A 10,666-nucleotide genomic window follows, 5' to 3' on the forward strand; every position below is an offset into this window, starting at 1 on the left:
CATCAAATGCGCCTAGGTATTTTTCTGTTGTCTTTTTTTTTCTCTTATTGCTTTAATAATAAAAGAAGACGGTGAACGAACACCTGTTAGTGACCGACAGATGGATTTTCGTATGAGTAAGGTAGACATTCAATAACTTTTTCTAATAACATGTATTAATAAAAGAATTAAACCGAATGTATCACCTGAATGGAGATGGAGTTCGGTTGTCACGTTGAATGGGTACGTTGGATTTTGTGGTGTTGTCGATTAGCCCTTGTGTTTGCAAGGGGAAAGTTTACTGCTGTCTCCCCGACAAAAGCAAAGGGCTGCCATTCGGCAGCCCTTTTAACAGAGAAATCATTTATCGTTCAACGAATGAGTTCGACCGAGGAATCCCTGGAGGTTTGGAGTAAAATCCCATCGTCGGTCGTGAGTACGCGCGAGATCGGATCCGCCACGCTCAGCAGCAGGTGGCCTGAACCGTCCAGCAGTACGACGCCATAGTCATCGTTTTCGCCAAACCGGCAGACGAGCCGATCGTTCAACACTTGAACGCCGGCGACTGGCGTTTTCCATACGAGCGTTTCTTTCCCGTTCGGATCAACCTGGTACAGCTCGAAACGATTCGCTTCCTTCTTTGTTGTGTAAAATACGTTGCCGTCGATGCTGTCAAACCATGACACGGCATGGTCAGACAGTTTTATTTCGCCCGTCCCGTCCAGTGCGGACGAATATAACGTGTTGTTCTCGTCTTTTACATAGTATAGCTTGTTACCGATAATCCGGAACCAGTTAACGCTCGAGCTGACGATCTTCTCGGTCTTATCCGTTTTCAGGTTGATTTTATAAATTGAATTCGGGTCATTTAGTTGTGGTGAGCACAGCACGTAGACATCATCTCCGACAACTGAGGTGGCCGTAGCAGGAACGCCACTGTGCGCAACATGTTGGGCGAACTTCAGATCGAGGTCACCTACACGCTTGCGGTTCGTCCCTTCCTGTCCCGGTTGAGACAAATATAGGTTTCCGCTATCATTATCAGCACCAAGATTGACGATTAATGTTCCGTACGGCGTATCGCGGAAATCGAGATACCCTTGATGTAACAGCTCCGCTTTCCCGTCGCCACCGATTTTCACGAAGTAGTTGCCACCCATAATACCTCCCCCGAGATGATAGGTGAACCACAGCATGTTATCACGGATTTGAAAAGATAAATCCTTTTGCAGCCCATATGCGACGCTTTTGATGTTATAAGAATAAATCTCCTCCTTGTCCGACGGCTGCTTCACAGGAGCACGGTATACATGGTTCGTCGTGTCCGTCGTTTCGACGAAATAATAATACCCCTTGAAAAGAGCGACATCGTTCTCCTTGGCATATGCAGGAAGACCAACCTTTTGCAACTGCAGGTTATGGGAGGTGATGCTAAGGCCGCCGGTATCGTTCCACTGGTAATCCCATCCGAATTCGTCGTGCGCGAAGCGCCAGGTCAGCGGGAAATACCTGACATCCCGGAAACTTAACAACGGATATTCTTCATTAGAATTGTCGATCGTCTTGCCGTTGATCTTGACGGCCGATGCGGGAACCTCCGCCGCGTAGGATGCCGCGTTTCGACGCTCGGACTTGTTTGGCACATACGAGGAGGCCACACGACTTTGCTTAATGATCAAGCCGTCGTCCGGCGACCAAGTCGTCTCCAAACCGAGCAGCCTGGTATCGTACCACGTCATCGGAAAATAGGTGATATCGTGATAAACCAGCAGCGGGTATTCGCGGTACTGATTTTCCACCGTATGACCGTTCAGGTTCACCGAAAAATCCGGCAGCGTAACCCTCACACTCACATCTTTGGCTCGAATGTGCCCCGCAGGCACCAACAAGCTCATGCATAATGAAAAAACGACCGTATACCCAGCCCATTTGTTTCTCATCGTTGCGTCATCTCCTCTCATTGATTTAAACGCAGAATCATGGTAAAAGTTACTGAGAGTTTTCGCAAGATCGTGAAGTACTCGTACTTGATGAGGTAGCACAATTACAGAATACCGCATACCATCTGTCTACCCTTCTCCATACAGTAAAGACCCTAATTTGGGACCTTTGAGCAATCGGAAACTTTTAATAATGAGTGCTTACGACTTATGGATATTATTCTAAGTTGTCGGCCTACGTAGACACCTTAACAGACTTAAGAGTATTTTCTGTCCAATCGAAGGCGCGGGAGTGTGCTCTATTTTTGGGGTTAACTACCGAACAAAAATTAAAATTCATATTAAATTACAGGATACATGATGGAATCTTTTATTATAAAAAAATAATATCTTGATCACATTTTCCCTTGGCAATAAACTTAACGGTAACCTTAATAGAAAGCGAGTGGTTTGGATGATTGCCCAAATTAATGCTTTGAAAACCTTTATGAGAGGTACGGAAGGATAATTAATTCTTCGTATTAATGACCTTCCGTGCAAAGAGACAAACATACGACACGGAGGAAAAAAGTTGAATACTAATAATACATTAAACCCATTTTTAAACATTAAAACTCCTAAAGCTTGGGGACCAGGTTCGTTTGAAATGGCTTTACCATTAGTGAAGGCTACAAATATTAGACCTAGTATGCGAATTTTAGAAGTCGGTGGTGGATCAGGTCAAATTGCTACCACCATTGCGAAGCATTGGAATGTTTCGGTGGTTACTCTTGAACCATGGGCTAATACCAATGAAATCCAAGCTTATGCGGCTGACGAGGGCGTTGAAAACCAGGTGTTGCAGTTGAAGATAAAAGCACAATCATTGCCTTTTGCTGAAAACACTTTTGACGCTATCATTAGTATAGGCTCGTTTGAGATGATTGGGGATGAACGACCTATAGCATTAGCTGAGATGACTCGGGTAGCCAAAACGGGTGCACGTATTGGAATTGCTGAGCCCATGTGCTTATCTGGAGCAATGCCTGATGAGTTGGTTGAATTAGATATACAATGCAGTCTAGGGTTTCAAAAATGCTTTTCAGATTTAGATTGTAATCGTAACTTGTTTACAGAACAAGGATTAGCTATTACCGAAAGCTATTATTTTGGAGAAGCCTATCAATGGTGGCTAAATTATCGCGACCAACGACGTATTTCGGAAGCTGAACAAGAACTTATTACACGTGATAATGGTCGGTGGATTTCGTTAGGTCTAGTTGTAGGAGAAAAACTATAATTTCGTTAGAAAAATTTGCTAATATTATATTAGTATCGGTTAACCCCTGAGTCTAATGTGGAGCCGAAGACTTCTATAAAGTATTTGTGGTAACTGGTACGATATTTAGCAGGATTTGGCCACGAATAGGCGTATATATACTTTATGCAGTGACCTCTCAGGGAACAACCGCCCAGAATAGGTTTGGAGCCGGCAGGAGATTTCCTCCTGGATTTCTTTAATAGAAATGAGGCGCCAATATTTTTGGCACTGCACACACACTTTACGATAATTTAACCTGTCGAAATGGCAGGTTTTTTTTGCGCAGAAAAACAAAGAACTTGACAGAAAGGAGGGATTTTTTTCAAGACGTCGAAAGCGAATAGGTGATTTTAAAATGAATAGCATTGAGTTAAGTGGTTATTCGATTAAAGATACGATATTGGTTCAGACTTCTATGTTGAAAGTTCATTCATGCTCTAGAAGATATTCAAACTCAATTTGGGTATAAACCTAAGGATTGTTTATATTGCTGGAGCCTACTGGTGGGCATTATTCATATTTAATCATTAGGCTTCTACTAGATCGAGGCTATTCGATATACCAGGTTGAAAATAAGGCAGTAAAAGATTTTCGTGAACAGTTGTACTTATAGCCCTTCTCATTAGAAAATGGATGTTACGTATACTTCCAAATTACGGTGATGGGCTCTTTTGCTTTTACCAAAGCACTGTACTACATTAGACTCACGCGACGGCGTTGACCGGGCAGAATAGTCGATTGACTTGAAACTTATTTCCACTTTTTGGCGTCTCATTAAAGTAAGCCAATATATGATTAGGGGGCACTATTTTGTCAAATAAGTTAATGGGTGCAGCAGCAATTACGAAGGTAAGAGGAGAATAATTTGGATAAAAGAAAACTAACGTTGTTTGCCCTTATTATTTTTATTGTTTTGCTAAATGTGATTGCAAGCTTTCGATGGAGTTATAACAACTCTGAAGGTGACATGAAATACAAAACTGATCGTTGGACTAATAAAGTTTGGGTTGAATATTATCCGCCCCTTGCTATCACAAATGGAATAGAGGTTCCACTGCTAAATACTACAAAGTTTGATTCAGATACTCAATTAGAAGCACATATAAAGAAAAATGCTGTTTCTGGTTATTTGGTGAGCGAATGGCTTGAGAGAATGAAATTAACTTACTTGTATTATGGGAGCAATGCATTTTTAATATTTAATATACTACTATTATTAGCAATGATAATAAGAACAAGAAAGAGTACCACTAGGAATACTGTATAAATAAACGGCTTCTACTACGATAAGAACGAAAGAAAGCTACACCATACATTCCATCGGACCCGGCAGCAAGCTGCATTAATCCAATGAGGGCTTATAGATCCAAGAACGTTATACGACAGAACGAAGATATTTTTATAAACCATTTATGTCTGGGGTAATTACATTGAAGCTATTCAAAAAAACATTATTTGTAACTTTGAGCGTCGTAGTTGCTGGTATAGTATCTTTATTTACTATCGACTATCATGTAAAGACATTTGCTAATAAATACATTATGAACATAAATGAATTACCAAATGCGGATGCAGTATTAGTATTGGGTGCGTATGTATACCCCGATGGACATGTTTCTACTATTCTTCATGATAGACTTGAAACAGCAATTGAAGTTTACAAAGAAGATAAATCTTCAAAAATTATTGTAAGCGGGGACCATGGCAGAAAGGACTATGATGAAGTGAATACCATGAAACAATACTTGTTGAAACAAGATTTCAAGAATGAAGATGTATTCATGGATCATGCTGGTTTTAACACTTATCAGAGTATGTATAGAGCCCGAGATATTTTTAAAGTAAATAAACTAATTATTGTAACTCAAGACTATCATTTAAGTAGAGCAGTTTATTTGGCAAGAAAGATGGGGATTGAAGCGTATGGTGTAGCTGCGGATAAAAATTCTTACGGTGATATCCTTAAAGTGTACAAAGCTAGAGAAATATTAGCCAGAAACAAAGATTTCATTAACGTGAATATTACTAAACCAAAGCCAAGATATTTAGGAGATGTAATCCCAATAACGGCGAGTGGAAGCTTAACAAATGACATGTAAATATTTTGTAAGTAGCTCAAAGCTCCGTCGTATACTCGTATTTACGCTACGGAGGACAAGCCCCTTTGGTTTGCCCGAGACATTTCGGAGATTTGGAACAGAAAGACATCCCTGAGAGCCTAAGTACTGACGAACCCAGTCGCTTCGCTCCTTTAACCCTATCGGATTCGTGATTCTTATAAGATTGATTCAAAAGACAAAAGTAACATTATAAATTTCACTATTCTTCTATTTGATGCCATTCAGCCGTCCACAAAATGAATCTTTGGAGAGAAGTAATTGGGGTGGCCTAAAATACGGGGAATAAGACGGCATTACCGAAGATTAAAGAGGAAGATTGTGGAGTTCAATCAGCATTTATCTGAAGAAAATAGTAGGTGCAATATGTGGCATTTCTAGTATTATCTTTAGATAGAGTGATTTGCGAATTTCATATAAATGAAATTAACTGAAATCAATTAAAAATAATTTATAACAGAATAATTAAGCGAGGGATCTTAAATGACTCAGTACACTATCAATGACATGATGGCGGCTTATTCGGAGGACGCTGTTGAATTAGCGGGCAAGATGGGGCTTCAGTTGGATTTTAGTGAAGAGAGTCTAAAAATTATAGATGAAATATTAGAGAGATATCATCAAGGAATACCCAAGGGAATTAAAAAAATATTTTCTAAAGGTCCATCTGAAGATCAAATTATACAAATGAGCAAGATTTGGGGTGGTTATGTAGGAGAGGTGTTTAGGAGGAATTTGGGTGGATATTGGGAAATGAGTAAGAAAATCGATAACGCAATAGTTTTAAGAATTAATTCTACCGAACTTTTTCCACCTGCAAAGGTAAACAAACGAATAGTTAACGGCAAAGAAGATGGAATCTATTTTTACTATCAAGTGCTCAAAAACAATATGTAGGTAGTGGATTTAGACGTTACTTTAAGCTCTTACGGGAAGTAATGTTAAATTTCAGAATGCGTTACTGCAACGGGGCACAGCTTGTAGACCTATCGCAGGTCCATGGCTGGACACGATCGTATGTGATATGATTCAGGAGTTTGAGCTTCAGATGGAGGACCTTAAATCAGGATCTCTTTTTCCAAGTATTCAATCAATAATTTAATAAACTTACTTTTATCGTAATCACTGTAATCCATGATAATTGAATAAACATTAACCATTAAACAAGAACATCAGTCTATAAGAATGATAGTTTCTAGCAACCTTTTTACTCTTCTGCACGTTTAATAGAGTCGATGTCACAGAAAAGGAGAGAAACATGTACAAAAAAATTATAGGATTTGCCGTTGTATTCCTATTCGCGACAGCCGGAAACACTTATGCTTACAATGTACCTATGTTTACATATAAGGATGTGACGGACCAAGCTTGGGAAAAAGACTACGTGTACACTTTATCAGCGCTCGGTATTATTGAGGGATATCCTGATTTCCGTTATCATTCCGAAGAATTGTTGTCTCGGGAAGCCTTTATCAAGCTCTTGGTCGCTACGGCAAAGGTGGATATTTCTCATGCTTTGGGGATCGTACCTACGGACGCTACCGGCCGTTGGTCAGCTCCATACATTGCTGCCGCTTCGGAGCGGCACTGGATCGATTTTATGGTGAACGAAGCCGGCGAATTGAAGCCGGAACAGCCGATTACACGAGAAGAAGTCGCCGCTGTCGTCGGTAACTATCTATTAGACAAGGTGGGAACGGCCGGATCACAGTGGACATCAGGAGATTGGTCAAAGGAACGGGATGAACGAGCGTTTGCCGACAGCTCGAAAATTAATGCTAATATCGCTCCGTACGTGTTTTACACGGTAAACCGGAACGTCATGGAAGGTGATAACCAGGGTTTCCGTCCGAAAAGCGGATTGATCCGCAGCGAAGCAGCCGCCGTGATCAATCGCCTGGTTGATATCGAAGCCGCCGTGAAGAAATTGGAAGTGACTGGGTTTTATGCGATTAAATCGAGCCCTGCCATCGGCCGTATGCCGCTCATCGACAACGTCGCTATGGGCTGGTCCCATCTCGAATACGATACGGAGGGTACTGCAAAACTGGGTACGGATACAACCACCTACAAAGTTCCGGATGGGTACGCAGACGTGGTGAAGTCGGCCGATCAGGCGCATGTCCATAAAGACTTGATGGTTTTTTACAACGATGGCAAGAAGCTGTCGGTATTTTTGCGAGACGTGCCAGCACAGAGGGCGTTTGTTGTCCAACTGGTCTCCAAACTCGGCGATCCGGAATTTGGGTTTTCCGGTGTTTCCTTGGATTTTGAAGGGTTGATGGATGCATCAGACGCGCCGAATTACTTGCAATTTGTCCGGGACGTGAAAGCGGCCATAGGGAGTAAAACCCTCTCCATTTCCGTACCAACGGATTATTACTATAAAGGCTACGATTTAAAAGGGCTCAGTGAAACGGCCGACACCCTTAACCTCATGGCGTACGATTTTACGCATGATGACTCGAAACTTCCTTCTGCGCCGCTGCCGCTAGTCAGGGACGGAGTGGAGAGAGTGCTCAGGCAGGGCGTGCCTGCCAGCAAGCTAGTGCTAGGCATTTCCAAGCAGGCTAACCAATGGATCACAACGAATGGCAAAACGACGACCGCTTCGCCGAGCATTGATCTAGTTGAAAAACGTCTCGCTGATCAGAATGCTTCCAAAACTTGGAGCCTGCCATATTTCCTGAAGCTGATTCATTACCAAGATGGCAGCGCTGCGAACGACATTTATTATGAAGACACGCAAAGCATCGCCAAAAAAATCTGGCTCGCCAAAGTCTATAACCTTAAAGGCATTTCGCTCTGGCATATGGGCAATTTCACCGCATCTGACTGGGATACGATCGCCAAAAGATAACGCGATATAAAGCATCATTCAACGCTTAAACTTTAGTTCAATAAATGTAATGAGATTGAAATCTTATTTTCATTTGAAATTAATAAAACAATCTTATAATAAAAGTCGACCCCCTTTAAAATATAAAACTTAGACCCACAGCTCTTCGCTGTGGGTCTCTTTTTGACAAAGGTATGAATGAATGCAATTTGCTTATTAATTCGTAAGACGGTACAAGCAAGGTTGCAGGTTATAGTTTGGGTTGTTCTAATTTCATTGACACATCTCCTTAACATTTATACGATGAAAAGAGTTTGCCAATGGTTTTCTGAGCTATAATCCAAAGGTCATAGATCAAGAGGAGGAAATGCTAAGATGTTTTACGACTTACACGGTGAAGCAAATATGTCGCCAATTGTGGGAATTTTATATTCTGCTGTGAAAGAAAACAGCCAACGACTACAATTAATCACAGATGGCATGTCACAAGAAGAAATAGATTATAAGGGTCTAGATAACAACTTTAATAGTACCGCTCAGTTAATCAAACACATCCTGTATGTGGATGTTAATTGGGTATATAGAATGAAAGGACAACCACTTCCTCACTCTTTAAAAGAGCAATATGGTCCCATGATAGATGCAAATAATAGGCTTCCGATGATCAAAGGGAAGTCTTTGAACACATTCATGTCCGAATATGAAAGTGTATTATCCATGTTGAAAGATGCATGTACACAATTAACGGATGCTGATCTTGATAAAATTGTCACTTTTGGACATGAAAACGAAAAGCAGGCAACCATTCGCTGGGGATTATGGCATATGGCTGACCATAGCCGCTATCATCAGGCTAATATCAATCAGCTTAGAAAGTGGTATAAAGAAAATTCTTTCTCATGAGAAGCGTTAGATAAATTATGAAAAAAGAGGTATCCACCTGTTCCATAAAAAGAACCAGGAGATCTACAAGGACTTTGAGTACACAGGTCGCAATGAACTTGTTCTTCTTGCTAAAATGAAATTTTAGAATATAGTTGGCTTCTGGAACGAGGGAGGGGGAGAATGATGGAGATGGAAGTCAAGATAAGAAATATTATTGATAATGTAGTTACACATGCCGACTTTAGAAGACAGGGTTATGGATCAAGTTTTGAAAAAGGCATTGGATATTGCATGGGGGCAAGCTTGTTACAAAGTCATGTTGCTTACCGGTTCGAAAGAAGAGGGAACGCTTTTATTTTATGAAAACTCGTGCTTTAAGAATGGGATTAAAACTGGATTAATTGCCAAACCCTAACAAATACTGGGGTGATGCAGATAAACGTATATTAGGATTCAGCCTACATATTTAATTGGTTGTCGGAATCCGTAAAGTTGTGTTAGGATGAAAAACAGACTCCCTGCTTCGAAATGTACAAGCCGACTTCCGGATCTTGTGCTTCGAAAGCGACAAATAGAGATTAAGAGTCTTGGATATGGAATGAAGAATAGGAGATTATCTGTATTATGAGCAACAAGAACAATCAGCATATGTTTAGACTAGCTTTACTGCTCGGTTTATTTTCGACTCTCGGGCCTTTTACGATCGATATGTATTTACCGGCTTTCCCCGAGATTGTGAAGCAATTCGATACGACAGCTTCGCTGGTGCAACTCAGCCTAACCGCTTGTTTACTCGGACTCGGCATCGGCCAGATTGTCATGGGATCGCTGAGCGACGTCTACGGTAGACGCAATCCGCTGCTTATCTCCATGGCTGTTTATGTCGCCGCCTCGTTAGCTTGTGCATTTTCGCCCAATATCGGGCTGTTAATTGCATTCCGGTTCGTACAGGGTTTTGCCGCTTCGGCGGGCATTGTCATTTCCCGTGCGATCGCACGCGACATGTACAGCGGAACCGAACTCACAAAATTTTTCTCGCTGCTCTTGCTTGTCGGTAATTTGGGTCCGCTCGTGGCACCGGTTACCGGTAGTGGAATTCTTTCTTTCACGACTTGGATCGGCGTATTTATAGCGCTGGCAGTGCTGGGAATCTACCTGTTGGCGATGACAAAATGGAGCCTACAGGAGACTCTGCCATCTGATCGCCGCAGACCGAGCAATTTCGTGGAGCAGTTGCGGAATTACGGATTGCTCTTGCGAGATCGCCAGTTTGTCGGCTACATGTTGGCACAGGGCATAATGATCGCTGGGGTCTTCGCGTATGTTTCGGGAACGCCATTTATCTATCAAAATATTTATGGGGCCTCGCCGACCGTATTCGCGCTTTTATTCGGATCGAACGGTATCAGCCTGATCATTGGCTCCCAAGTGGTAGGGCGGATGTCGCATCGCGTATCCGAACACGCCTTTCTGTTGTTCGGCCTATGGCTTGCCTGTTTGGCAAGTGTCGCTGTGTTAGTGGTGGCCATCGTTCATGGACCGCTTTTCGCGTTGGTGATTCCACTGTTTTTCTTCGTAGCATCAATCGGCATTACATCTACGGCAG

The 10,666-nt window shown here is 41.9% G+C and carries 9 protein-coding genes; 8 read left to right on the plus strand and 1 reads right to left on the minus strand.

The genetic code is table 11. The annotated features are described in order from the left end of the window. Window positions 1–350: 350 nt before the first annotated feature. Entirely contained in the window at window positions 351–1,919 is a 1,569-nt protein-coding gene (locus tag FU659_RS22280; RefSeq protein WP_187274312.1) for a DUF5050 domain-containing protein, read from the minus strand. A gap of 571 nt (window positions 1,920–2,490) precedes the next feature. On the opposite strand from FU659_RS22280, the gene FU659_RS22285 reads away from it, so the two are divergent. The 8 genes from FU659_RS22285 to FU659_RS22320 all read left to right on the plus strand — a co-directional run. Next, window positions 2,491–3,198, plus strand: coding sequence for an SAM-dependent methyltransferase (locus tag FU659_RS22285; protein ID WP_147949567.1), 708 nt, complete (start codon window positions 2,491–2,493; stop codon window positions 3,196–3,198). 886 nt (window positions 3,199–4,084) lie between these two features. Then, window positions 4,085–4,486, plus strand: coding sequence for a hypothetical protein (locus FU659_RS22290; RefSeq protein WP_147949568.1), 402 nt, complete (start codon window positions 4,085–4,087; stop codon window positions 4,484–4,486). A gap of 163 nt (window positions 4,487–4,649) precedes the next feature. Further along, window positions 4,650–5,318 carry a SanA/YdcF family protein gene (locus FU659_RS22295; protein ID WP_261807969.1) on the plus strand — a complete coding sequence of 223 codons (669 nt, stop codon included), beginning with the start codon at window positions 4,650–4,652 and terminating at the stop codon, window positions 5,316–5,318. A 525-nt stretch (window positions 5,319–5,843) separates the two neighbouring features. After that, entirely contained in the window at window positions 5,844–6,233 is a 390-nt protein-coding gene (locus tag FU659_RS22300; protein ID WP_222708603.1) for a hypothetical protein, read from the plus strand. A 361-nt stretch (window positions 6,234–6,594) separates the two neighbouring features. Continuing rightward, the gene (locus FU659_RS22305) at window positions 6,595–8,196 is read left to right on the plus strand and encodes a glycosyl hydrolase family 18 protein (RefSeq protein WP_147949571.1); all 1,602 of its coding nucleotides are present in this window, start codon (window positions 6,595–6,597) and stop codon (window positions 8,194–8,196) included. Window positions 8,197–8,550: 354 nt separating this feature from the next. Further along, the gene (locus FU659_RS22310) at window positions 8,551–9,078 is read left to right on the plus strand and encodes a DinB family protein (RefSeq protein ID WP_147949572.1); all 528 of its coding nucleotides are present in this window, start codon (window positions 8,551–8,553) and stop codon (window positions 9,076–9,078) included. A gap of 162 nt (window positions 9,079–9,240) precedes the next feature. Beyond that, window positions 9,241–9,423, plus strand: coding sequence for a hypothetical protein (locus FU659_RS22315; RefSeq protein WP_187274313.1), 183 nt, complete (start codon window positions 9,241–9,243; stop codon window positions 9,421–9,423). A gap of 261 nt (window positions 9,424–9,684) precedes the next feature. After that, the coding region (locus tag FU659_RS22320; protein ID WP_147949573.1) for a multidrug effflux MFS transporter at window positions 9,685–10,666 on the plus strand (982 nt) is incomplete at its 3' end.

It is taken from the genome of Paenibacillus sp. N3.4 (genome assembly GCF_008017805.1).
Taxonomy (GTDB): Bacteria; Bacillota; Bacilli; order Paenibacillales; family NBRC-103111; genus Paenibacillus_E.

What these genes read in the sequence shown, in the direction of transcription:
- FU659_RS22305 (WP_147949571.1), top strand. Translation starts at nt 6,595, where the DNA reads ATGTACAAAAAAATTATAGGATTTGCCGTTGTATTCCTATTCGCGACA.
- FU659_RS22280 (WP_187274312.1), bottom strand. Translation starts at nt 1,919, where the DNA reads ATGAGAAACAAATGGGCTGGGTATACGGTCGTTTTTTCATTATGCATG.
- FU659_RS22300 (WP_222708603.1), top strand. Translation starts at nt 5,844, where the DNA reads ATGATGGCGGCTTATTCGGAGGACGCTGTTGAATTAGCGGGCAAGATG.
- FU659_RS22310 (WP_147949572.1), top strand. Translation starts at nt 8,551, where the DNA reads ATGTTTTACGACTTACACGGTGAAGCAAATATGTCGCCAATTGTGGGA.
- FU659_RS22315 (WP_187274313.1), top strand. Translation starts at nt 9,241, where the DNA reads ATGATGGAGATGGAAGTCAAGATAAGAAATATTATTGATAATGTAGTT.